Here is a 22711-nt window from a genome sequence, read left to right on the forward strand (position 1 = left end):
AACTCATGGCAGAACTCATTACCGTCGCAAGGCCCTACGCCGAAGCGGTATACAGCCTGGCCACCGAACAGCGTAGCCTCGATCAGTGGTCGGATGCGCTGTCGTGGCTGGCTGCCATGGTGAACAACCCGGATCTGGCGCAGGTAGTCACCAATCCGAAACATACCGCACAAGAGGTTGAGGCGCTGATGCTGGATGTGCTCGGCGGCCGCGGCAACGAAGACGTGAAACGCTTCATCGCCGCGCTGATCGAGAACGCCCGTTTGACGCTGCTGCCGGAAATCGCCGCGCAGTTTGAACTGCTGAAGGCGCAATCGGAAGACATAGTGGACGCCCAGGTGGAGTCCGCTTTTGCCATGTCCGATGCACAACAAGCCGAACTGACCACCACGCTTTCCAAGAAGTACGGCAAGACCGTGCGTCTTGACGTGCGTGAAAACCCCGACCTGATTGGCGGGGTGCGTGTGCTGGTTGGCGACGATGTCATCGACGCTTCCGTGCGCGGCAAACTGCAAGCAATGGCAGCAAGCCTCAAGAATTAGGAGAGATCATGCAGTTGAACCCCTCTGAAATCAGCGATCTGATCAAGGCCAAGATCCAGAATCTGGCTGAAGGCGCTGAAGTTCGCACCAAGGGCACGGTTATCTCCGTGACCGACGGTATCGTCCGCATCCACGGCCTGGCCGACGTGATGCAGGGCGAAATGCTCGAATTTCCGGGCAACACCTTTGGCCTCGCGATGAACCTGGAGCGCGACTCTGTCGGCGCCGTGGTTCTGGGCGAGTACGAGCACATCTCCGAAGGCGACGAAGTCAAGTGCACCGGCCGCATTCTGGAAGTGCCGGTGGGTCCGGAGCTGATTGGCCGCGTGGTCAACGCTCTGGGTCAGCCTATCGACGGCAAAGGCCCGGTCAACGCCACGAAATCGTCCCCGATCGAAAAGATCGCTCCGGGCGTGATCGCGCGTCAATCGGTATCGCAGCCGATGCAGACCGGCCTGAAGTCGATCGACTCCATGGTTCCGGTTGGCCGCGGCCAGCGTGAGCTGATCATTGGCGACCGTCAGACCGGCAAGACCGCCGTGGCGCTGGACGCCATCATCAACCAGAAGGGCAATGGCGTCATCTGCATCTACGTAGCCGTAGGTCAGAAGGCTTCCTCCATCGCCAACGTGGTTCGCAAGCTGGAAGAGCACGGCGCGATGGGTCACACCATCATCGTGGCCGCCACCGCTTCCGAAGCCGCCGCCCTGCAGTTCATCGCTCCGTACTCCGGCTGCGCGATGGGCGAATACTTCCGCGACATCGGCGAAGACGCGCTGATCGTGTACGACGACCTGTCCAAGCAAGCCGTCGCCTACCGTCAGATCTCGCTGCTGCTGCGCCGTCCGCCGGGCCGCGAAGCCTATCCGGGCGACGTGTTCTACCTCCACTCCCGTCTGCTGGAGCGCGCCGCGCGCATCAACGAAGACGAAGTGGAGAAGCTGACTGGCGGCGCCGTGAAGGGCAAAACCGGTTCGCTGACCGCTCTGCCTATCATCGAAACCCAGGCTGGCGACGTTTCCGCGTTCGTTCCGACCAACGTGATTTCGATTACCGACGGCCAGATCTTCTTGGAAACCGACCTGTTCAACGCGGGCATCCGTCCGGCCATCAACGCCGGTATCTCGGTATCGCGCGTGGGCGGCGCCGCTCAGACCAAGGTGATCAAGAAGCTCGGCGGCGGTATCCGTCTGGCTCTGGCCCAGTACCGCGAGCTGGCTGCGTTCGCGCAGTTCGCTTCCGATCTGGACGAAGCCACCCGCAAGCAGCTGTCGCACGGCGAAGTGGTGACCGAACTGATGAAGCAGAAGCAGTTCTCCACCCTGTCGACCGCGGAAATGGCGCTGACCCTGTGGGCGGTGAACAAGGGCTCGTACGAAGACGTTCCGGTGAAGAAGGCCCTGGCCTTCGAAGCCGAGTTCCTGGCCAACGTGCGTGCCAACCACGCCGAAGTGCTGCAGGCCGTGAACGCTTCCGGTGATCTGTCTGCCGACAACGAGAAGGTACTGGCCAAGGCGATGGAATCGTTCAAGGCTGGCTACAGCTTCAACTGAGCCTTAGACGATAAGTCGTTGCTAAAGAAAGGTTCAGGATATGGCAGTCGGTAAAGAGATTCTCACCAAGATCCGCAGCGTGCAAAACACGCAGAAGATCACCCGCGCTATGCAGATGGTGTCGACCTCGAAGATGCGCAAAACGCAAGAGCGTATGCGCGCTGCCCGTCCTTACGCCGAGAAGGTGCGCACGGTTATGGCGCACCTCGCTCAGGCGAACGCGGAACTTGGTCACCCCTTGCTTGCCCGTCGCGAGACGATCAAGCGCGCCGGCATCATCCTGGTTTCCTCCGACAAGGGCCTATGCGGCGGCTTGAACGTGAACTCGTTCAAGCGCTTCTTCGCCAAGGTCAAGGAACTGCAGGATCAGAACGTCGAAATCGACGTTTGCTGCCTGGGCCAAAAAGGCCTGGGAGCTGCCCAGCGCGCTCGTCTGAACGTGGTGGCAAGCGCGGTTCATCTCGGCGATACGCCGAAGATGGAAAAACTGATTGGCCCGCTTACGGTTCTGTTCAAGCAGTACGCCGAAGGCGAACTGGACGCGGTCTACATCGTCTACTCCAGCTTCGTGAATACCATGAAGCAGGAGCCGGCACTCGAACAGCTGCTTCCGCTGACCCCGCACCACATGGTGGTGGAGCATTCGCACTCGTGGGATTACCTGTACGAGCCGGATGCGCCGACGCTGATGGAGTTCCTGGTGCGCCGTTATCTGGAATCGGTGGTGTACCAGGCTCTGGCCGAGAACATGGCTTCCGAGCAGGCCGCGCGGATGGTGGCGATGAAAGCCGCCACCGACAACGCGGGCAACACCATCAAGCAGCTGCGCCTGGTGTACAACAAGGCGCGTCAAGCGGCGATTACGACCGAGCTGTCGGAAATCGTGGCCGGTGCCGCGGCGGTGTAACCGTCAACGGAACTGTAAAAGTTTATTTTTAGGAAGCGATAATGAGCCAAGGCAAAATCGTACAAATCATTGGCGCGGTGATCGACGTGGAATTTCCGCGCGACGCCATGCCGAAGGTTTATGATGCCCTGAAGCTGGTAGACGCCGACCTGACGCTCGAAGTTCAGCAACAGCTGGGCGACGGCGTGGTCCGTACCATTGCGATGGGCAGCTCCGACGGTCTGAAGCGTGGCATGGCCGTAGCCAGCACCGGCGCACCGATTTCGGTGCCGGTTGGCGCCGCCACCCTCGGCCGCATCATGGACGTACTGGGCAACCCGGTGGACGAAGCCGGTCCGGTAGCGACCGAAGCGCGTCGCGCCATTCACCAAGCTGCGCCGAAGTTCGACGAACTGTCGGCCGCCTCCGACATCCTGGAAACCGGCATCAAGGTAATCGACCTGCTGTGCCCGTTCGCCAAGGGTGGCAAGGTAGGCCTGTTCGGCGGCGCCGGTGTGGGCAAGACCGTCAACATGATGGAATTGATCAACAACATCGCCAAGGCCCACTCGGGTCTGTCCGTGTTCGCTGGCGTGGGTGAGCGTACCCGTGAAGGTAACGACTTCTACCACGAAATGAAGGACTCCAACGTTCTGGACAAGGTAGCGATGGTGTACGGTCAGATGAACGAGCCGCCGGGCAACCGTCTGCGCGTGGCCCTGACCGGCCTGACCATGGCCGAGCATTTCCGCGACGAGAAGGACGAAAACGGCAAGGGCCGCGACGTTCTGTTGTTCGTGGACAACATCTACCGCTACACCCTGGCCGGTACCGAAGTGTCCGCTCTGCTGGGCCGTATGCCGTCCGCGGTGGGTTACCAGCCGACGCTGGCCGAGGAAATGGGCCGTCTGCAAGAACGTATTACCTCGACCAAGGATGGTTCCATTACCTCCATCCAGGCCGTATACGTCCCTGCGGATGACTTGACCGACCCGTCTCCGGCGACCACCTTCGCCCACTTGGACGCAACCGTGGTTCTGTCGCGCGACATCGCCTCGCTGGGTATCTACCCGGCCGTGGACCCGCTCGACTCCACCTCGCGCCAGCTGGACCCGCTGGTCGTAGGCGACGAGCACTACACCATCGCCCGCGGCGTGCAGTCCACCCTGCAGCGCTACAAGGAACTGCGCGACATCATCGCGATTCTGGGTATGGACGAACTGTCCGAGGAAGACAAACTGGTCGTGGCTCGCGCCCGTAAGATCCAGCGCTTCCTGTCCCAGCCGTTCCACGTAGCCGAAGTGTTTACCGGTTCCCCGGGCAAATACGTGCCGCTGCGCGAAACCATCAAGGGCTTCAAGGCCATTCTCGCTGGCGAATACGACCACCTGCCGGAACAAGCGTTCTACATGGTGGGTTCGATCGAAGAAGCTGCCGAGAAAGCCAAGACCCTTAACTAAGGAGAGGGCGGATGTCCAAGATGCGTGTGGAAGTGGTTAGCACCGAGCAACTCATCTTCTCCGGCGAGGCGGAATTCGTCGTCGCGCCGGCTACCGAAGGCGAGATCGGCGTCTACCCGCAACACGTGCCGCTCCTGACCCGTATCAAGCCTGGTGTCCTGCGCCTTCGCGTGCCGGACAGCAAGGAAGAAGTACTGGTGGCGGTGTCCGGCGGCATGATGGAAGTGCAGCCGAGCCTGATCACCGTGCTCGCCGATACGGCGATCCGCGGCGAGGATCTCGATGAGGCCCGCGCCAATGAGGCGAAACGCGCTGCCGAGGACGCCCTCAAGCACGCGACCGACGACATGAGCACGGCCAAAGCCCACGCCGCACTGGCGGTGGCGATTGCCGAGCTCAAGACGCTGGACTACCTCAAGAAGCGCGCTCACTGAATGCGCGAGATGTAATCGTGTATAGTGCAGGCTGCCACGCAAGTGGCAGCCTTTTTCCGTTTTTGGCCCAAGCAAAAAAATCATCATGGATAGTCTCAGCATCGTTATTCTTGCCGCCGGCAAAGGCAAGCGCATGTATTCCACTATGCCGAAAGTGCTGCACCCGATAGCGGGCGAGCCGATGCTGGCGCGGGTGATCCGCACCGCGCGCGGCCTCAATCCTTCCCGCCTGGTGGTGGTGTACGGCCACGGCGGCGACCAGGTGCGCGCCCGGATTCCGGACGCCGATATCGTCTGGGCCGAACAAACCGAACAACTCGGCACCGGCCATGCGTTGAAAATGGCCTTGCCCCACCTGCCGCAAGACGGCAAAACCCTGGTGTTGTACGGCGACGTGCCGCTGACCCGCGCCTCCACGCTGCAACGGCTGATCGACGCTGCCGGCAGCGGCATGGCGGTGCTGACCGACGTGCTGGCCGACGCCACCGGCTACGGCCGCATGCTGCGCGGCGCCGACGGCAAGCTCAAAGCCATCGTCGAGCACAAGGACTGCACGGCGGAGCAACTGGCCATCCGCGAGATCAACACCGGCATGATGGCGCTGCCGAACGCGCAATTGGCCGGCTGGCTGAACGCGCTGAACAACGGCAACGCCCAGGGCGAATACTATCTGACCGACGTGCTGGAGCTGGCGGTGAAAGACGGCGTGGCGGTGGAAAGCGCCAGCGTCGATGCCAGCTGGGAAGCCGCCGGCGTCAACAACAAGCTGCAGCTGGCCGAGCTGGAGCGCATCCTGCAGACCAACCAGGCGCGCGCCTTGCTGGAAGCCGGCGTGACGCTGGCCGATCCGGCGCGCATCGACATCCGCGGCGAGCTGAAACACGGCATGGACGTCAGCATCGACGTGGGCTGCGTGTTCGAAGGCGTGGTGGAGCTGGGCGACAAGGTGCTTATCGGCGCCAACTGCGTGCTGAAAAACGTCAAGATCGCCGCCGGCAGCCAGATCGCGCCGTTCTCGCATCTGGAAGACGCCACGGTAGGCGAGGAATGCCGGATCGGGCCGTACGCCCGCCTGCGTCCTGGCGCCGACCTGGCCGGCCATGTGCACATCGGCAACTTCGTCGAAGTGAAGAAGAGCAAGATCGGCGATGGCTCCAAGGTCAACCATCTGACCTATATCGGCGACGCGGAAATCGGCCGCAAGGTGAACGTCGGCGCCGGTTCCGTCACCTGCAACTACGATGGCGTCAACAAGTTCAAGACCGTGATCGGCGACGATGTATTCGTCGGCTCCGGCACCTTGATGGTGGCGCCGGTGACGCTGGAAGACGGCGCGACCATCGCCGCCGGCTCGGTGATCAACAAGACCGCCCCGGCCGGCGAGCTGACCGTGGCGCGCGCGCGCCAGGTGACGATTCCGGGCTGGAAGCGGCCGCAGAAAAAGTCCTGAGGCCTGACAGCGGCAATTGCCGCCATTCACTCACGCCGCAGCGCCCTGTTTCCCCCTCCCGGAACAGGGCGTTTTTCTTTGGACGCGATGTTCATGCTCGCTTGTGGGCGGCAAGGGGCGATGCGAGCGCTTCCCATGTTGGCAGCCGGTATTTGCGGCGGCCATATGCGTAATAAAGCGCCATGCTCAAGCCAAACAGCGCGCCGATGACCAGTGCGGCGACGGACAAAATCGGCAGGCTTGGCTGCGGCCACGCCAGTAGATGGCTCAACAGCCACATCAATCCGGCCCAGCTTGGGCCCAGAAATAAGCCTAACAGCAGAGCTGCCTGCCAGAACGGCAGGAAATGCGGCGGCGGGCAGTTCGCCTGCAAGCGCCATAGCAGCCGGAATAATGGCGGCGCATAGTTGGCTTTGCCGATCCCGGTCCGGGCCAGGATTTGCAGGGCCTGCTCTCGTTGGGAAGGTGTGGGCGAAGCGGGCTGGCCGAACATGGCGGGCTCCCTTTGCATGAGGTGAATAGGCAGGATTTTGATTTTTCGATGACGAATGAATTATGTCCAGATAGCTGAGACCGAGGAGGCAAGGTCTTGGAGAGCGGGCTTTAGGGACATCTTGTCTTTCATGCGATTGAGCGTTATCATGCAAAAACTTTCGAAACGAAACTTAATATGACGAAACGAAACACCCAGCAACGCCGCCATGCCATCGCGACCCTGGTGCAGGAGCGCGGCGAGGTCAGCGTGGAAGAGCTGACCCAGCGTTTCGCCACCTCCGAGGTCACCATCCGCAAGGACCTGGCGCTGCTGGAAACCGGCGGCCTGCTGCTGCGCCGCTATGGCGGCGCGGTGTCGTTGCCCAGCGAAATGGCGGCCGAGCCGGATGTCGGGCAGGTTTCGAAAAGAAAGCAGGCGATTGCCCGCGCGGCGGCGGAACGCATCCGCGACCACAACCGCGTGATCGTCGACAGCGGCACCACCACCAGCGCGATGATTCCGCTGCTGGGCAGCAAGCGCGGCCTGGTGGTGATGACCAACTCGCTGAATGTGGCCGGCCAACTGCGCGAGCTGGAGAACGAACCCATCCTGCTGATGACCGGCGGCACCTGGGACCCGCATTCGGAATCGTTCCAGGGCCAGATCGCCGAGCAGGCGCTGCGGTCCTACGATTTCGACCAGCTGTTCATCGGCGCCGACGGCATAGACCTCGCGCGCGGCACCACCACCTTCAACGAACTGGTGGGCCTGTCCCGCGTGATGGCCGAAGTGGCGCGCGAGGTGATCGTGATGGTGGAGTCGGAAAAGATAGGCCGCCGCATTCCCAATCTGGAGTTGCCGTGGGACAAGATCCACACCCTGGTGACCGACGACGGCCTGGCGCAGGACGCCAGAGACAAGATTCAAGCGAAGGGCGTGACGCTGATTTGCGCGCCCGCAGTTCAAGACAGCAGTGCAAGGAGAAAATAATGTGTGGCATCGTTGGCGCCATCGCCAAGCGTAATATCGTTCCCATCCTGGTGGATGGCCTGAAGCGTCTGGAATACCGCGGCTACGATTCGGCCGGCGTGGCCGTGCTGGCCGGCGACGAAATCCGCCGGGTGCGCCGCGTCGGCCGCGTCGCCGAAATGGAAAGCGCCGCCGCCGAGGAAAGCCTGCAAGGCCAGCTCGGCATCGGCCACACCCGCTGGGCCACCCACGGCGGCGTGACCGAATACAACGCCCATCCGCACATCTCCTTCGGCAAGATCGCTGTGGTGCACAACGGCATCATCGAAAACCACGAACAGCAGCGCCAGCGCCTGAAGGATCTGGGCTACGCCTTCGAATCGCAAACGGACACCGAAGTGATCGCCCATCTGGTGCATCATTACTATCAGGCCGGCGACAGCCTGTTCGACGCGGTGAAAAAGGCCACCCGCGAGCTGACCGGCGCTTACGCCATCGGCGTGATCGCGCTGGACCGCCCGGACGAACTGGTGTGCGCCCGCATGGGCTGCCCGCTGCTGGTGGGCCTGGGCGAAGGCGAAAACTTCATCGCCTCCGATGTCTCCGCCATCCTGTCCGCCACCCGCCGCGTGATCTTTCTGGAAGAGGGCGACATCGGCCACCTCACCCGCGACGGCGTCAAGCTGATCGACAAGTACGACCAGGCCATCGAGCGCCCGGTGCATCTGTCCGACGTGTCGCTGGCATCCCTTGAACTGGGCCCGTACAGCCACTTCATGCAGAAAGAAATCCACGAGCAGCCGAAGGCGCTGTCCGACACCATCGAAGCGGTGCAGGACTACGGCTTCAACCCCGAGCTGTTCGGCGATGCCGCCGCCGGCATCCTGCCGCAGCTGGAAGGCGTGAAAATCCTGGCCTGCGGCACCAGCTACTACGCCGGCCTCACCGCCAAATACTGGATCGAAAGCATCGCCGGCCTGCCGTGCGATGTGGAAATCGCCAGCGAATACCGCTACCGCGACGCCTTCGCCAACCCCAAGTACCTGATCGTCACCATCTCCCAGTCCGGCGAAACGCTGGACACCATGGAGGCGCTGAAGTACGCCAAAGAACTGGGCCACCAGTACGCGCTGTCCATCTGCAATGTGCGCGAATCCGCCATCCCGCGCGCCAGCGATCTGGTGTTCTACACCCGCGCCGGCGCCGAAATCGGCGTGGCCTCCACCAAGGCTTTCACCACCCAGCTGGTGGGCCTGTTCGCGCTGGCCGCCACCCTGGGCAAGACCCGCGGCCGCGTATCGGCTGAAATGGAAGCGCAATACCTGGACGAACTGCGCCACCTGCCGGGCAGCGTGCAGCATGCGCTGAATCTGGAGCCGCAGATCAAGGCCTGGTCCGAGCGCTTCGCCGCCAAGGACGACGCGTTGTTCCTCGGCCGCGGCCTGCATTACCCGATCGCGCTGGAAGGCGCGCTGAAACTGAAGGAAATCTCCTACATCCACGCCGAAGCCTACCCGGCCGGGGAACTCAAGCATGGCCCGCTGGCGCTGGTGGACGAAAACATGCCGGTGGTGGTGATCGCCCCCAACGACGCGTTGCTGGAAAAAGTGAAGTCGAACATGCAGGAAGTGCGCGCCCGCGGCGGCGAGCTGTTCGTGTTCGCCGACGCCGACAGCCACTTCAGCGAATCCGACGGCGTGCACGTGATCCGCACCCCGCGCCACGTCGGCATCCTCAGCCCCATCGTCCACACCATCCCGGTGCAGATGCTGGCCTACCATGTCGCGCTGTCGCGCGGCACGGATGTCGACAAGCCGCGGAACCTGGCGAAGTCGGTGACAGTGGAGTAAGCGCTGTATTTCAGCTTTGACTAGAGCGAATAAAGTCCGTCGGATCCGAATAAAGTTCGTCGGAGCCTGACAACAGAGAAGGGGCCGCTGGCCCCTTCTTCTTTAGTTATGTCATATCAATTCTTCAGATGTCCGCTTTTCGACCTAGGCGGACGGCGGCTGCAAGAAGAAAGAGGATGGTAGTAAAGACGCATGGTTCATATTCCAATGGTTGACCTAAGGCGATGCCATCGTATTCGCCGGCGCTGACAGTTTCTGTCAGTAGCCGGGATCCGGTGAATTTGGGCATAGCGTTTTTTGCCGATCGTATTGCGACGGGATGACTGCAATGCCTGCGCGCGCCGGGTCAGTCCATGATATCGAGCACGGGCAAGCCAGGTGGAGGAAGCGCGGCGAAGATATTCGCCATGCAGGATTGGCAAAAGAATATTTGCTCTAGATAATTGTCGCGGCTAGGAGCGAAAGGCCCGCGCAGCTGCGCTGGACGGCGCTGAAACGCCAGGCCTGCGCGCCGTTCGCGGATATCGGCGGCTCTCGCGGCATTGCCGCCAGGCTAGCTTCTTCCCATGCTGAAGCCGGAAAGCTTCAAGCCCCTCATTCTGAACAAGCAAGGATTCGACTATGCGTACCCAATACCTGCGGCTCGTCCGGCTCAGCGCGATCTACGACCTGATCGCCACGGCGGCCTTCGCCACCCCGTGGACATTCGCTGTCGTGCATGCGCTGCTGGGAAAGATTTCGCCTCTGCCGGCGTTTGCGCCCATCCACGTTCTGTTCGCCAATCTGCTGGGCAGCGTGGTGGTGGTTTGGTCGGTGCTGCGTTTGCGCCGGCCGGAGGCCGAGTTCGGCCTGTACGATGCTTTCGCCCGCGGCCTGTTTTTTGCCTGGCAGCTGTACTACCTGCTGGCGATGGACGGCGTCGCCATCGTTTGGGGATTTGCGGCGATGGAAGCGGCGTTTGGCCTGGCTCAGGGCTATGGCTACTGGCTGCTGCGCCAGGCCGAAAGCGGCAAGCCCAGCCGTTGCCGGGTGGCGCGGGCGTTGCGCGCGGCAGCCTGATGCGTTTTGTCCTTCTTGCGCGTGGCGGGGTTTGACGCGGGCGATGCCGCGCCGGCGCGGTGTCAGGGCGGGTCCAGATAGCGCTTTTTGACGCTGTCCATGAAGCCGTCGTTCCGCATGGCTTCCAGCGCGGCGTTCAGGCGGGACACGCGCCGGAACGGCGTTTGCGGATGGCAGGCCAGGTAGAGGTAGCTGGTGGAGAACACCGCCACCTGGCGCAGCGGGCCCAGGTGTTCGTGTTCAGCCAGATAGTGGGCGTGGTAGACGCCGGACGCCCAGAAGTCGATGTGGCCGGCTTGCAGCTTGCGCAGGTTCAGCACGTCGTCCGAAACGATGTCCAGCTTGTATCCCCGGTCTATCAGATACTGCGCCACCGCGTCGCCGCGATAGCCGCCGATGGCGTAGCCGCGCAGGCTGGCCATGTCCTGGGGGCCGGCCGGGCTGCGCGGGCCGGCGAAAACCGCCCAGTCGTTTTGCAGCAGCGGGCCGATCCAGACGAAGCGTTTTTCCCGCTCGGCGGTGCGGGTGGTGGCGAACAGGCAGGCGCGGGGATCGGTTTGCGCCAGCTGGTAGGCGCGCGCCCAGGGCAGCAGGTCGATGCGGTAGGCGATGCCGGCGCGGCGGAACATTTCCATCACCATTTCGCTGATGATGCCGGTGACGCCGCCGCGCTTGTCGGGCAGGTTGAATGGCGCGTCGTTTTCGGTCAGCAGCCAGACCGGCTCCGCCGCGGCGCTCGCCGGGCAGGCCAGCGCCAGCGCGGCCGCCACCATCGTTTTGAGCCAGGCCGCCACGCTTGTCACCGCCCATCCGCTGATCGCCACCGCTCAAGCATAGCAAAGCGGCGGCGGGCAGGCGGGACTCAGGCTTGGTGGAGCCGGTGCACGTCGTGGGTGGTGAAGGGCCGGTCCGGCGGCGGCATCTGCAGCCAGTCGGGGTGGCTGAGGCTGCGGCGGATATCGGATAGTCCGCTCTGCCAGTGTTCGCGCATGGTGCTGGCGCTGAACTGGTAGTCCTTGTAGTGGCCTTCGCAGGGTTTGTCCTGATAGATCAGGTGGATGACGTTGAACAGCCGGTCGCAGGCTTGCTGGGCGGCGCGTCGGTAGGCCGGCGCCTGCCGCTTCTCCTCCGGCACCAGTTCCAGCACTTCGCGCAGCATCTGGCGAAACTGCTGGGCTTCCTGCATATAGCCGGTGATCATCCGGGTGCGGCTGGAGAACTGGATGTCCTTCTGCCGCAGCGCCACCTTGGACAAGTCTTCCGGCAGCGCGCCGCGCGCGTTCCACAGGTCCACCTGGAACACCAGCGAATGCTTGCGCGGCTGGGCCGTCAGCACCTGCTGCAGCGGGGTGTTGGACACCATGCCGCCGTCCCAGTAGTGCTCGCCGTCTATCTCCACCGCTGGAAAGCCCGGCGGCAGCGCGCCGGAGGCCATGAAGTGCTCGGCGCGCAGCCTTTCGCGGGTGTTGTCGAAGTAGACGAAGTTGCCGCTTCTCACGTTCACCGCGCCCACCGACACCCGCATTTCGCCGCTGTCGTTGAGGCGGTCGAAATCCACCAGCTTTTCCAGCGTGCTCTTCAGCGGCGAGGTGTCGTAGAAACTGGCGTTGCCGGGGCGCAGCAGGCTGCCGGCGCCGACCAGCTTGCGCGGCACGAAGAAGCCGTTCTGGCCTTCGGTCAGCGCGCGCCAGGCTTCCCAGCCGTTGAACAGGCCCTGCAGCGACGGCGGCAGCGTCTGCCCCAGGTCCAGCAGATTGTGCGGGCTGGGCGGCAGCAGCGGCTGGCGGCTGATGGTGTTCCAGAACTGCTCCAGCTTGTCGGCGCGCGTTTCGGGCGGGTTGCCGGCGATGATGGCGGCGTTGAGGGCGCCGATGGAGATGCCGGCCACCCAGTTGGGGTGCAGGTTCGCCTCGGCCAGCCCCTGGTAGACGCCGGCCTGATAAGCGCCCAGCGCGCCGCCGCCTTGCAGCACCAGCGCCACCACCTGGTAGCGGTGGCCGGCGGGCAGGGCGGGGCTGTGGTGGATGCCGGCGTCGACGTGGCAGGCCGGGTTGAGCTTGGTTTGCGCCATGCCGGCCCCTTATTGCATGAACCAGCCGTGGCTGACCACGAAAGATTGTCCGGTCAGCGCGGCGCTGGGGAAGGCGGCCAGGAACAGCGCGGTCTGCGCCACATCGTCCACCGTGGTGAACACGCCGTCGACGGTATTGCCCAGCATCACGCGCTTGACGACTTCGTCCTCGCTGATGCCCAGCTCCTTCGCCTGTTCCGGAATCTGCTTGTCCACCAGCGGCGTGCGCACGAAGCCGGGGCAGATCACGTGCGAGCGCACATTGTAGGGCGCGCCTTCCTTGGCCAGCACCCGGGCCAGGCCCAAGAGCGCGTGCTTGGCAGCGACGTAGGCCGATTTCAGCGGCGAGGCCTCGTGCGAGTGCACCGATCCCATGTAGATCACCACGCCGCCTTGCTTGTCCTTGTACATGTGCTGCAGCGCGGCCTTGGTGGTGAGGAAGGCGCCGTCCACGTGGATGGCCTGCATCTTTTTCCAGTCGGCGAAGCTGTAGTTGACGATGGGATTGACGATCTGGATGCCGGCGTTGGACACCAGGATGTCCAGCCGGCCGAAGGCGTCCACCACCTGCTGGGTGCCCTGGTTGACCGCGTCCTCGTTGGTGACGTCCATCGCCACGCCGATTGCCTTGCCGCCGGCGGAGGCGATTTCGTCGGCGGTCTTGCGGGCGGCGTCCAGATTGATGTCGGCGATGGCCACCGCCGCGCCGGCCTTGGCGTACACAATGGCGATTTCCTTGCCTATGCCGCTGGCGGCTCCGGTGATCAGGGCGACTTTTCCGTTCAATTGCATGGCGTTTCTCCAGTGGATTCCGGGATGGATGCGGTATGGCGATACGGTGCTGCTGATGGCGCGCTTATTGCTAGGAAGTGCGTTCTCCGGCGAAGTTCCCGCGGACAAAGATAGGGAGATTTATGCTTTTGGTATTGTAGTGCAGGGGAGAGAGCTTAGCGGCAATGACGGCTGGTGGAGCCGCGCGGGAGATGAGCCGTCTGTAGCATGCGGGGTGGGGCGACTGGCAGAATGATGGCTATGCGTGTCGGCGCAAGCGCGCGGATGGCATCAGCCGTCAGTAGGTTTGGCGTGATATCATATTTCACAATGCATACTATTTTAAGTACCTATTATTGAATGCCGCCATAGAGGGAACGATGGCTGGTTTCTGATGTAACATATTGAATAAGTGTAACTATTTTTGTTTTTCCAGCACGGGCCAGGCTGTGTCGAGGCGTCGTTCGACTGTCATGGCGGGGCCCCAGGTAGTGTATGCGAATGAAGATTTTCATCTTGTTGAGCTTGTTGATTGCGCTGGTGGCGTATCTTTCCGGCAACAGTGTTTGGTGGGGGCTGGCGCCTATTGGCGTGGCAGCCATCCTGCTGCTGTTGCTGATCGTGATGGCGTTGGTGCAGCTTAAGCAGCGCAGGTAAATTCCGCCTCATATCCTTCATATCCGCCTGTTGGCGTTTGGCTGTTCGCTGGCCTGCGAGCGGCGTTTGCTGTTGTTTGTTCTAATTTTCCCAGGTTCGCTATCGCCCGCGGCGCCGTCGCGCCGGCGTGTTTTTCATCCCGGCGGGCAGTGTTATCGCTCCGCTGACCGAATATCGCCCCGTTTCAGCGCTTGTCGTCCAGATAAGCGGCGATGCGCCGCCGCAGCAATTCGTCGCGATTGGCGGCGATGGCTTGCCAGACGCACTGCATCTGCCTGGGCTGCGTGGCGGCGTAGCGGCGCGAAAACGGCAGGAAGTAGGGCTTGGTGCTGATAGGCGGCGACAGCTTGCGCGCCGGCAGCGCCGGATGGCGCGCCAGGTACGCGTCGCCCAGCGATTCGTGCACCGCGTAGCCGTCGATATGGCGGCTGAGCAGCTTGTCGAAATTCTGTTCGACGCTGTTGGCGGCCTCGGCCGGAATCCCCATGCGCTGCAGATCCAGGTTGATGGACCAGCCGGCGTTGGTGCCGATGGCGCGTTTTTGATTGGACAGATGATGGCCATCCCAGGCCAGCCGGCTGCCCTTGAGCGCGTACAGCACGTAGCTGAGCGTCGCTAGCCGGCGGGCTTCGTCCGGCAGCCCGCTGCGCAGCGGATAGACGGCGAAGCGGGCGCGTTCAGGCGTGTAGGAAAGCATCATCACCGCGTCGACATTGCCGTTTTCCAATTCCTTCAACAGCCGGGCGCCGGGCAGCAGCCGGAAATCGGCCTGCAGTCCGCAGCTTTGGCTGGCGAGGCGAACCAGCTCCACCGACAGGCCCGGGCGGCGCGGGTCCAGCGTCTGGTTGCCCAGCTTGTATGGCGGAAACGCCTGGTCGCCGACGCCCACCACCACCGAGGCTGCAGTGGCGCTGACGGCCCAACAGGCCAGCAACAGGGGAGGCAGCCGTTTCATGTTGGATGGGCGGGGGAAGGGTTGGCGGCCGCGGCGGCGTGCTGGCTTGCGGGCGGGGAGCCGCCGGCCGGCTCCGCCAGCGCCGCCGCCAGGTAGTCCACCAGGCAGGCGACGCGCGGTTGCGGCCGGCCCTGTTTGTAGAACACCGCCCAGATCGGCTGTTTCCAGTCCTGCTGTTCCGGCAAGCGGATGTCCGCCAAGCGGCCGGCGGCGATGTCCGGCCCCACCAGAAAGTCCGCCAGGCAGGCGATGCCGCAGCCTTGCAGCGCCAGCGCGCGCAGCGTGGCGCCGCTGGAGGCGGCCGGCGACGGCGACACTTTCAGGCCGCGCGCGCCCAGCGGCCACAGGTTCAGCGTGGCCGGGCTGGTGAAGCCGAGCAGGCGGTGGCCCGGCAAGTCCGCCGCGCTTCGGGGATGGCCGCGTTGCCGCAGATAGCCGGGCGCGGCGACGATGCGCAGCGGGCTTTCGCACAGCAGCCGCGCGTTCAGCGTCGAGTCGGCCAGCGGGCCGACGCGTATCGCCAGGTCCGCGCGTTCCTCTATCAAATCCACCACGGCTTCGGCGCCGGTCAGCTCCAGCCGGATGTCGGGATAGCGCGCCTGGAAACCGGCCAGCAGCGGCGCCAGCAGATGATTCAGCACTGGGATGGCGGCGTTGACGCGCACCAGGCCGGACGGGCGCGCCGCCGCGGCCTGCAGCTGCTGTTCGGCGTCGTCCAGACTTTGCGCGATGGCGCGGGCGCGCTCCAGCAGCCAGGCGCCTTCCTCGGTCAGCTCCAGCCGCCGCGTGGTGCGGGTGAGCAGGCGCACGCCCAGCTGCTTTTCCAGCTGCGCCAGGCTGCGGCTGACATTGGACGCGGTGACGCCCAGTTGCTCGGCGGCGGCGGTGAACGAGCCGCAATCCATGATGGCGATAAAGGTAATCAGGCTTTCCGTGCTCAGCATTATCAATTTTTACGCAAAAGATCTTGTCACTACAGCCCATTTTTCCGCGGAAGGCAAGCGCGGACAATCGGCGTCCTGATTCCCAACCGGAGCGCATCATGCCTCTCGCACTTTGGGCGCTGACGCTCAGCGCCTTCGCCATCGGCACGACGGAATTCGTCATCGTCGGCCTGATTCCCACCATCTCCGCCAGCCTCGGCGTGTCGCTGCCGTCGGCCGGCCTGTTGGTCAGCCTGTACGCGCTGGGCGTGGCCGTCGGCGCGCCGCTGCTGACCGCGCTGACCGGCCGCCTGCCGCGCAAATGGCTGTTGATCGGGCTGATGGCCTTGTTCACCGTCGGCAATCTGGTGGCCTGGCAGGCGCCGGGCTACCAGGCGCTGATTGCCGCCCGGCTGCTGACCGGCCTGGCGCACGGCGTGTTCTTCTCGATAGGTTCGACGCTGGCCACCGGCCTGGTGCCCAAGGACAAGGGCGCCAGCGCCATCGCGCTGATGTTCTCCGGCCTGACCGTGGCGCTGGTGACCGGCGTGCCGCTGGGCACCTTCATCGGCCAGCATTTCGGCTGGCAGGCCACCTTTCTGGCGGTGTCGCTGCTGGGTGTTGTGGCGCTGCTGGGCAGCCTGGCGCTGGTGCCGTCCAATCTGCCCAAGCCGGCGCCGGCTTCGCTGTCCAGCCAGCTGGCGGTGCTGGCGCAGCCGCGGCTGCTGCTGGTGTACGCGATGACGGCGCTGGGCTACGGCGGCTCCTTCACCGCTTTCACTTTCCTTGCGCCGATGCTGGAGACTGTGAGCGGCTTCGCGCCGGGCGCGGTGGCGCTGATCATGCTGCTGTACGGCGTGTCGGTAGCCATCGGCAATATCTGGGGCGGCCGCCTGGCCGACCGCAAGGGGCCGGTGGCCGCGCTGAAGATCATTTTCGCGGGCTTGGCGCTGGTGCTGCTGGCCCTGACCTTCACCGCCGGCTCCAAGTGGCTGGTGGCGCTGACGGTGCTGGCCTGGGGCGCGGTGGCCTTCGGCAACGTGGCCGGACTGCAGCTGTACGTGGTGTCGCAGGCCAGGGCGCGGGTGCCGCAGGCGGTGGACGTGGCCTCCGGCCTCAATATCGCGGCTTTCAATGTCGGCATAGCCGGCGGCGCCTGGCTGGGCGGCCACGTGGTGGCCAGCCTGGGGCTGATGGCCACGCCTTGGATAGGCGCATTGATCGTGCTGGGGGCCTGGCTGTTGACCGCCTGGTCGGGTAGGCTGGATGCCGGCCATGCTTCGGGCATGACGGTTGCCGCCGGCCGCATCTGATTCTCTCGCCGGGCGCGCGCCGCTCGGCCTCACATCGCAAAAGGAAACGCATGATGAAAATGCCGAAACTGGGCGTGGGCACCTTCCGCCTGAAGGATCAACAAGCTGAAGAATCGGTGGCGATGGGCCTGGAGCTGGGCTACCGCCACATCGACACCGCGCAGATCTACCGCAACGAGGCCGATGTCGGCCGCGCCATCGCCAAGGGCGGCGTGCCGCGCGGCGAACTCTACGTCACCACCAAGATCTGGACCGACAAGTTCGGCCCCGGCCTGCTGATCCCCAGCCTGCGCGAGAGCCTGGACAAGCTGGGCCTGGACAACGTGGACATGACGCTGATCCATTGGCCGTCGCCCAAGGACGAAGTGCCGGTGGCGGTGTACATGGAGCAGCTGGCGGAGGCGAAGCAACTGGGCCTGACCCGCGACATCGGCGTGTCCAACTTCACCATCGCCCACCTGAAGCAGGCGATGGACGCCGTCGGCGCCGACGCCATCGGCACCCACCAGCTGGAAGTGCATCCCTACCTGCAAAACCTGAAGGTGCGCGATTTTTGCCGCGAGCACGGCATCGCGCTGACCGGCTACATGCCGCTGGCCTACGGTCGCGTTGTCAGCGATCCGGTTCTGCAAACCATCGGCCAGAAGCATGGCGCGACGGCGGCGCAGGTGGCCTTGGCCTGGCAGCTGCGGCAGGACATCGCGGTGATTCCGTCGTCGACCAAACGCGCCAATCTGGCGGCCAATCTGGACGCGCTGACGCTGCGCCTGGACGAGGACGACATGGCGCGCATCGCCAAGCTGGAAGACGGCGGCCGCATCGCCGATCCGGATTTCGCCCCGGCCTGGGACGCCTGATCCATCGCTCGCCGCGCGGAGTACAATAGCGGTTTGCGCCCGCGCGGCGTTGGTGGATGAAGAGCAATGAGCGAAGAATTGAAGATGGAAGACCTGGTGGTGGGCGAGGGCAAGGAAGCCGTGCGCGGCGCTCTGATCACCACCCATTACACCGGCTGGCTGGAGGATGGGACCCAGTTCGACTCCTCCATCGACAAGGGCCGGCCGTTCCAGTGCGTGATCGGCACCGGCCGCGTGATCAAGGGCTGGGACCAGGGGATGATGGGCATGAGAGTGGGCGGCAAGCGCAAGCTGTGGGTGCCGGCGCACCTGGCCTATGGCGAGCGCCAGATCGGCGACCGCATTCCGGCCCATTCCAATCTGGTGTTCGAGATCGAGTTGCTGGAAGTGCTGACGCGCGATGAATAAGCCGGAGTTTTTTGTCGATACCTCGATGGGCGAGCTGTTGGCGCAAACCCGGCGCAATTTCGCCAAGCGTCCCAGATGGTGGCACGGCGTGTGCGGGCGCCTGCTGTACACCCATCCGCCAACCTTCATCGCGGCAGAGGACGGCCTGCAGGAAATCTATCGCCAGCAGAGGCTGCTGTTCAACCACGGCAGCGTGCGCTGGGCCGCGCTGGTGCAGGCCAACCGCTTGCTGTTCGAGGTTGGCGGCTATGATCACCCGCTGTTGCTGCTGCATTCCGGCGACCCGTATTTCGATCGCCAGCCGCAAGCGCTGGCGGTGTTGGCCAGCGATTTGTACCAGTTGAAGAACACTGAGCAGGCGGACGAGGAGCGGGCGCGGCTGGCCCAGCTGGTGACCGACGAAATGGGCCGCTGCCTGAGCATGACCTTGCCGCAGGCCTGGTCCGAGCGTCCCGTCGAGGCGTCCACCGCGATGTTCTTCCGCCGTTATGCGCCGAATGCGCGCATCACCGGGCGCTGGTATCCGATTCTGACCCATCCGTCGACGCCGGCGGTGCTGCAGTTGCCCAAGCTGTTCTGGCCGGAGCGGCTGGCGCAGATGTGGGAAAACGGAGACTTGCACTGAGGCGCGCGCCGTTTTGAACGCGAAAGAGGCCCGTTTGGGCCTCTTATCATTTCATTTCAAACATCCATCAATAGCCGATGTTCTTCACCGCCTGCGGCCCCAGCCGCTGGCACAGCTGCATCAGGTACAGGCTGTCCGGACCGACGCGGACGTTGACCGAGTCGACTGTCCCCAGCTTGGGCGGCACCGGCACGCCCTGGGCGTCCGGCACATTGGGCGTCAGCGCGCCGCTGCTGCCGATCGCCCAGTTGGTGGCGCCGGGCGGCGCGGCGATGGCCAGCTGGTCGGCCTTGGCATTCCACGCCACGCCCCAGCCCATGCTCCAGCCGTGGCCGCTGCCATCGGCGCCGCGGTTGCCCAGCGCGATCGCGCCGCTGATGTCGGCGTTGTCCACCAACAGGCCGGTGGCCCAGCGCTGGTGCGGTTCGATATTGCCGCAGGCTTCGGCGCGGCCGCTGAAATGCAGCAGCACGTTGGGGCCGCCGGCCTGGGCCTGGGTGGCGTAGTAGAACGACTTCTTGCTGCCGGTGGACGCGCTGCGGTCCACCAGCACTTGGCTGCCGGCGATGCTGAATTCGAAGGCCTTGGCGCCCTTGCAATCGACGTTGTTGTGGTCGTGATTCAGCGCGATGCTTTCCAAGGTGAGGCGGCGCGCCTGCTTGCCGACCACCACGCCGTTGGTGAAGTTGTGCGCCTGGATGTCGTTGAGCCAGCCGTCGGCCAGATTGTCCAGGTTGGCGACGCCGTAGTCGGTGCCGCTGCCGTTGGGCAGGCCTTCCAGCGCCAGGTGTTCGGCGCCGATCTGGGCGGCGATGCCGCTGGCCTGGTATTTCTGCACGCTGCCGCCGTTCGTTCCCAGGTAGCCGCTGTCGAAGGAGTCGGACAGCGGGATGTCCAGCGTCAGCTGGTTGCCGCTGACGGCGGCGACGGTGCGCAGCCAGATTTCGTTGTTGTTGCCGGCGTTGATCCAGGTCTGGGCCTGGCCGTCGCGGACCAGCTGGTCCATGTCCATGAAGTGGATCCATTCGGCGCTGGCGCGGCGCCGCACCATCACCGCGTCGCCGGGCTGGAAGCCGGAGGCGCTGGCCACGTGGATGACGCGGCTGCCGGACGGCACATAGCTGTCGCTGATGATGGCGGTGGAACCGACCGGCGTTAGGCTGGCGCTGGCGCCGCCCAGGCTCAGCATCGCGTGGCCGCTGCCTTGCGCCTTCAGCACGGTGCCGCCTGCGCCGGAGCCGCTGCCGCGCAGCACCACCCCATCCTGATTCAGTTGAATCGGCCCATTCAGCAGGAAGGTGCCGGACGCCAGCAGCACCGCGCCGCGCACGCCGTTCACCGCCGGCAAGGCGGCCACCTTGGCGATGGCGGCCTGGATGTTGGCGAGGTCGCCGGCCGCGTTGCCGCTGGGTTTAACCGTCGCCTTCACCGGCGCGGCCGGCAGCGCCACGCCGCCGCCCATGTAGCCGGCGCTGGAGAAGTCCATGATGCGGTCGCCGTCGCCGTTCAGCGGCGCATAGGCGAGGCCGCCCTGGCCGTCGTCCTTCACCCAATGGCTGCGGGCGCTTGCGCTGCCCCATAGCGCCTGGCAGGCCTGGGCGAAGGCGTCATGGCGGATGGGCTGCAGCGGCGCGGCGGCGGCGGCCTGGCAGGCGAGCGCGGCGGCGGCGGCGGCGAGCGCCAGCCGCTGGATCGAATGTTTCATTGCTGGGGGTTTCCTGTCTGCGTTGAATGAAAGGCGGAGGCGCCGCCGGCAGCGCCGGCATGAGTTATTTTGTCGGCATATTGATAGCACGCTGTATATGTAAACGTCTGTTACAAGATGGTGGCCGTATGTAAAGACTGGCCTTCGATACAGGACGAAAAAAAGCCCCGGCCACAAGGGCGCGGGGCAAGCTGGTGAAAACGGGATGGCTCAGTGGGCCTGGCTGGTGTCGGCGACGCGGCTGGGCCGGGGCGCCAGCCAGATCGCGCAGGCGGCGACGATGAAGGACAGGCCGGCCAGCCAGAAGATCTGGTTGGTGGACAGCATGATGCTTTGCGCCTGCAGCGCTTGCTCGATGGTGCCCCAGGCCGTGCTGTCGGACAGGCCGCTGCCGGTCAGCGCGCGCAGCGCGTCGCCGCCGCCGTCCACCATGCCGACCAGCTCGGCATGGTTGTAATTGGCCTTGTCGTCCCAGGCGGTGGTCACCAGCGAGGTGGCGAAGGCGCCGGACAGCGTGCGCATGAAGCTCATCAGGCCGGCCGCCGAGGCCACTTCCGCCGGCTCGACGCTGGCCAGCGCCAGGCCGGTCAGCGGCACGAAGAAGAACGGCATGCCCAGGCCCTGGAACAGCAGCGGCAGCGCCACCTGCCAGAAACCCATGTCGGTGGTGGAGAAACTGCGGTACAGCGTGACGCAGCCCAGCCACATCACGCCGCAGAACACCAGCTTGCGCGGGTCGAGCTTGGTGGACAGCTTGGCGGCGACCGGCGCCACCATCACCGCCAGGATGCCGCTCATCGCGGTGGCGTAGCCGGCCTGGGTGGCGGTGTAGCCCATATAGGCCTGCAGCCACTGCGGCGTCAGCACCGTGGCGCCGAAGAAGGAGCCGAAGGCCAGGGAGATGGTCAGCACGCTGGCCCAGAAGCCGCGGTGGCGGAATACCCTGAGGTCGACGATGGGCTGCGCCTCGGTCAGCTCCCAGATCAGGAAGGCGGCGAAGCCGACCAGCGCGGCGATGGCCAGGCCGACGATGATGGGCGAGCCGAACCAATCCAGCTCCTTGCCCTTGTCCAGCATCAGCTGCAGCGAAGCCACCCACACCATCAGCAGCGCCAGGCCCACCACGTCTATCCGCAGCTTGAGCACCTGGCTCTGGTAGCGCTTGAGCAGGCTCCAGCCCAGAAAGCCGCAACCCAGCGCGATCGGCACGTTGATGTAGAAGATCCACGGCCAGCTGGCCTGGTCGCACAGCGTGCCGCCGAGGATGGGGCCCATGATGGGCGCCACCAGCGTGGTCATGCTCCACAGGCCTATCGCCGCGCCGGCCTTCTGCTTGGGGAAGATCTGCAGCAGCAGCGTCTGCGACATCGGCATCAGCGGGCCGCCGGCCAGGCCTTGCAGCACGCGGAACAGCACCAGCGTCTCCAGCGAGCCGGCCAGGCCGCACAGCATGGAGAACAGGCCGAACAGCAGCATCGAGCCGACGAACAGCCGCACGGTGCCGAGGCGCGCCGCCAGCCAGCCGGTCAGCGGCACGATGATGGCCTCGGCCACCGCGTAGGAGGTGATCACATAGGTGCCCTGGCTGGACGACACCGCCAGGCCGCCGGCGATATTCGGCACCGACACGTTGGCGATGGTGGTGTCCAGCACCACCATGAAGTTGGCGGCGGCCAGCACCAGCGCCGCCAGCCACAGCATATTGCCGGTCAGCGGCTGCTGGACGGCGGGATTCGCGCTAGACATGG

At 64.6% G+C, this 22711-nt stretch carries 22 protein-coding genes; 14 read left to right on the forward strand and 8 right to left on the reverse strand.

Annotated elements, in window-relative coordinates:
• The first annotated feature begins 5 nt into the window (after positions 1-5).
• The 6 genes from U6115_RS03245 (at position 6) to glmU (ending at position 6325) form a co-directional block, all read left to right on the forward strand.
• A complete protein-coding gene (locus U6115_RS03245) occupies positions 6-542 on the forward strand; it encodes a F0F1 ATP synthase subunit delta (RefSeq protein WP_043581015.1) in 537 nt (178 codons plus the stop codon).
• Between the two features lie 8 nt (positions 543-550).
• Positions 551-2095, forward strand: a complete 1545-nt coding sequence (gene atpA, locus U6115_RS03250) for a F0F1 ATP synthase subunit alpha (RefSeq protein ID WP_043581014.1) — start codon at positions 551-553, stop codon at positions 2093-2095.
• 40 nt (positions 2096-2135) lie between these two features.
• Positions 2136-3002, forward strand: coding sequence for a F0F1 ATP synthase subunit gamma (gene atpG, locus U6115_RS03255; protein WP_043581013.1), 867 nt, complete (start codon positions 2136-2138; stop codon positions 3000-3002).
• Positions 3003-3043: 41 nt separating this feature from the next.
• Positions 3044-4441 (forward strand): F0F1 ATP synthase subunit beta, encoded by a 1398-nt coding sequence (atpD, locus tag U6115_RS03260; RefSeq protein ID WP_043581012.1) that lies wholly within the window; start codon positions 3044-3046, stop codon positions 4439-4441.
• Positions 4442-4452: 11 nt separating this feature from the next.
• Positions 4453-4875: a F0F1 ATP synthase subunit epsilon gene (locus tag U6115_RS03265; RefSeq protein WP_043581011.1), complete on the forward strand. Its 423-nt coding sequence runs from the start codon at positions 4453-4455 to the stop codon at positions 4873-4875.
• 85 nt (positions 4876-4960) lie between these two features.
• Positions 4961-6325 carry a bifunctional UDP-N-acetylglucosamine diphosphorylase/glucosamine-1-phosphate N-acetyltransferase GlmU gene (gene glmU, locus U6115_RS03270; RefSeq protein ID WP_043581010.1) on the forward strand — a complete coding sequence of 455 codons (1365 nt, stop codon included), beginning with the start codon at positions 4961-4963 and terminating at the stop codon, positions 6323-6325.
• Positions 6326-6416: 91 nt separating this feature from the next.
• Here the strand turns inward: glmU and U6115_RS03275 are convergent, their stop codons facing one another.
• Positions 6417-6818 carry a DUF6404 family protein gene (locus U6115_RS03275; RefSeq protein ID WP_043581052.1) on the reverse strand — a complete coding sequence of 134 codons (402 nt, stop codon included), beginning with the start codon at positions 6816-6818 and terminating at the stop codon, positions 6417-6419.
• A 177-nt stretch (positions 6819-6995) separates the two neighbouring features.
• Here U6115_RS03275 and U6115_RS03280 point away from each other — a divergent pair, with 177 nt between their 5' ends.
• The 3 genes from U6115_RS03280 (at position 6996) to U6115_RS03290 (ending at position 10678) form a co-directional block, all read left to right on the forward strand.
• The gene (locus U6115_RS03280) at positions 6996-7790 is read left to right on the forward strand and encodes a DeoR/GlpR family DNA-binding transcription regulator (protein WP_043581009.1); all 795 of its coding nucleotides are present in this window, start codon (positions 6996-6998) and stop codon (positions 7788-7790) included.
• Entirely contained in the window at positions 7790-9619 is a 1830-nt protein-coding gene (gene glmS, locus U6115_RS03285) for a glutamine--fructose-6-phosphate transaminase (isomerizing) (protein WP_043581008.1), read from the forward strand. The genes U6115_RS03280 and glmS overlap by 1 nt, the downstream gene beginning before the upstream one ends.
• Positions 9620-10240: 621 nt before the next feature.
• Positions 10241-10678 carry a hypothetical protein gene (locus U6115_RS03290; protein ID WP_197466036.1) on the forward strand — a complete coding sequence of 146 codons (438 nt, stop codon included), beginning with the start codon at positions 10241-10243 and terminating at the stop codon, positions 10676-10678.
• Between the two features lie 62 nt (positions 10679-10740).
• On the opposite strand, the gene U6115_RS03295 is transcribed toward U6115_RS03290, so the two are convergent.
• Genes U6115_RS03295 through U6115_RS03305 form a run of 3 tightly spaced genes read right to left on the reverse strand, consistent with a single transcriptional unit; the run spans position 10741 to position 13541 of the window.
• Positions 10741-11481 (reverse strand): substrate-binding periplasmic protein, encoded by a 741-nt coding sequence (locus U6115_RS03295; protein ID WP_146008383.1) that lies wholly within the window; start codon positions 11479-11481, stop codon positions 10741-10743.
• A gap of 59 nt (positions 11482-11540) precedes the next feature.
• Complete coding sequence (locus U6115_RS03300) at positions 11541-12749, reverse strand: patatin-like phospholipase family protein (protein WP_043581006.1); 1209 nt, start codon at positions 12747-12749, stop codon at positions 11541-11543.
• 9 nt (positions 12750-12758) lie between these two features.
• Positions 12759-13541 (reverse strand): 3-hydroxybutyrate dehydrogenase, encoded by a 783-nt coding sequence (locus tag U6115_RS03305; RefSeq protein ID WP_043581005.1) that lies wholly within the window; start codon positions 13539-13541, stop codon positions 12759-12761.
• 480 nt (positions 13542-14021) lie between these two features.
• Here U6115_RS03305 and U6115_RS03310 point away from each other — a divergent pair, with 480 nt between their 5' ends.
• Positions 14022-14177, forward strand: coding sequence for a DUF3309 domain-containing protein (locus U6115_RS03310; RefSeq protein ID WP_101527478.1), 156 nt, complete (start codon positions 14022-14024; stop codon positions 14175-14177).
• Positions 14178-14361: 184 nt separating this feature from the next.
• Here the strand turns inward: U6115_RS03310 and U6115_RS03315 are convergent, their stop codons facing one another.
• Complete coding sequence (locus U6115_RS03315; protein ID WP_043581004.1) at positions 14362-15132, reverse strand: substrate-binding periplasmic protein; 771 nt, start codon at positions 15130-15132, stop codon at positions 14362-14364.
• A complete protein-coding gene (locus U6115_RS03320) occupies positions 15129-16076 on the reverse strand; it encodes a LysR family transcriptional regulator (RefSeq protein ID WP_043581003.1) in 948 nt (315 codons plus the stop codon). Before U6115_RS03320 ends, U6115_RS03315 begins: the two co-directional genes overlap by 4 nt.
• 98 nt (positions 16077-16174) lie before the next feature.
• On the opposite strand from U6115_RS03320, the gene U6115_RS03325 reads away from it, so the two are divergent.
• The 4 genes from U6115_RS03325 (at position 16175) to U6115_RS03340 (ending at position 19258) form a co-directional block, all read left to right on the forward strand.
• A complete protein-coding gene (locus U6115_RS03325; protein WP_043581002.1) occupies positions 16175-17368 on the forward strand; it encodes an MFS transporter in 1194 nt (397 codons plus the stop codon).
• Between the two features lie 53 nt (positions 17369-17421).
• Positions 17422-18225 (forward strand): 2,5-didehydrogluconate reductase DkgB, encoded by an 804-nt coding sequence (gene dkgB, locus U6115_RS03330; protein WP_101527477.1) that lies wholly within the window; start codon positions 17422-17424, stop codon positions 18223-18225.
• A gap of 66 nt (positions 18226-18291) precedes the next feature.
• The gene (locus U6115_RS03335) at positions 18292-18633 is read left to right on the forward strand and encodes an FKBP-type peptidyl-prolyl cis-trans isomerase (RefSeq protein ID WP_043580999.1); all 342 of its coding nucleotides are present in this window, start codon (positions 18292-18294) and stop codon (positions 18631-18633) included.
• Entirely contained in the window at positions 18626-19258 is a 633-nt protein-coding gene (locus tag U6115_RS03340; protein ID WP_146008382.1) for a hypothetical protein, read from the forward strand. Before U6115_RS03335 ends, U6115_RS03340 begins: the two co-directional genes overlap by 8 nt.
• Before the next feature lie 67 nt (positions 19259-19325).
• Here the strand turns inward: U6115_RS03340 and U6115_RS03345 are convergent, their stop codons facing one another.
• Together U6115_RS03345 and U6115_RS03350 are read right to left on the reverse strand one after the other, a co-directional pair.
• Positions 19326-20963: a hypothetical protein gene (locus tag U6115_RS03345; RefSeq protein ID WP_052258438.1), complete on the reverse strand. Its 1638-nt coding sequence runs from the start codon at positions 20961-20963 to the stop codon at positions 19326-19328.
• A gap of 210 nt (positions 20964-21173) precedes the next feature.
• Positions 21174-22709, reverse strand: a complete 1536-nt coding sequence (locus U6115_RS03350; RefSeq protein ID WP_043580994.1) for a DHA2 family efflux MFS transporter permease subunit — start codon at positions 22707-22709, stop codon at positions 21174-21176.
• Positions 22710-22711 lie beyond the last annotated feature (2 nt).

Origin of the sequence: Chromobacterium subtsugae, from assembly GCF_035919665.1 — a bacterium.
In the GTDB taxonomy this organism is placed as follows: domain Bacteria; phylum Pseudomonadota; class Gammaproteobacteria; order Burkholderiales; family Chromobacteriaceae; genus Chromobacterium; species Chromobacterium subtsugae.